Annotated in this window: 1 protein-coding gene; it reads right to left on the minus strand. The window is 61.6% G+C overall.

Annotation, left to right across the window (positions count from 1 at the left end):
* On the minus strand, nt 1-1047 hold a 1047-nt coding region (gene aspS / locus DBR23_RS09055; RefSeq protein ID WP_108498031.1), incomplete at both ends, for an aspartate--tRNA ligase.

Raw genomic sequence — 1047 nt, forward strand, 5'->3', positions numbered from 1 at the left:
GGCCGCCGTGCGGAGGCGCGCCGTACTGCAGCGCATCCAGCAGGAAGCCGAACTTGAGCTGGGCTTCTTCGGGCGTGATGTTGAGGGCGTCAAACACCTTCTGCTGCACGTCGGCGCGATGGATACGGACGGAGCCGCCACCCATTTCCCAGCCGTTGAGCACCATGTCGTAGCCCTTGGAGATGCACTTCTCGGGCGCAGTGACCATCCAGTCTTCGTGACCATCCTTGGGGCTGGTGAAGGGGTGGTGCACCGAGTTCCAGCGCTGGTTTTCCTCGTCGTACTCGAACATCGGGAAGTCGACCACCCACAGCGGGGCCCAGCGGTTCTCGAACAGGCCGTTCTTCTTGCCGAACTCGCTGTGGCCGATCTTGATACGCAGCGCGCCAATCGCGTCATTGACGATCTTTTCCTTGTCGGCACCGAAGAAGATCAGGTCGCCATCTTGTGCGCCAGTGCGCTCCAGCACGGCTTGCAGGGCTGCGTCGTGGATGTTCTTCACGATGGGCGACTGCAGACCGTCACGGCCCTTGGCCAGTTCATTGACGCGGATGTAGGCCAGGCCCTTGGCGCCGTAGATCTTGACAAACTCGGTGTAGGCGTCGATTTCTCCACGGCTGATGCCGCCGCCTTCGACCGAGCCACCGGGCACGCGCAGGCCGACCACGCGGCCATTCTTCATGTTGGCGGCGCCCGAGAACACCTTGAAGTCCACGTCCTTCATCACGTCGGTCAGCTCGGTGAATTCGAGCTTCACGCGCAGGTCGGGCTTGTCGGAGCCATACAGGCGCGCAGCGTCCTGGTAGGTCATGACGGGGAACTCGCCCAGGTCCACGCCCAGTGTGTTCTGGAACACCGTCTTGATCATGCCCTGGAACATGTCGCGGATGTCCTGCTCTTCCATGAACGATGTCTCGATATCGATCTGGGTGAATTCAGGCTGGCGGTCAGCACGCAAGTCTTCGTCGCGGAAGCACTTGGTGATCTGGTAGTAGCGGTCGAAGCCCGCCACCATCAGCAGCTGCTTGAACAGCTGGGGCGACTGGG

Source organism: Acidovorax sp. HMWF018 (assembly GCF_003061035.1).
GTDB lineage: Bacteria > Pseudomonadota > Gammaproteobacteria > Burkholderiales > Burkholderiaceae_C > Acidovorax > Acidovorax delafieldii.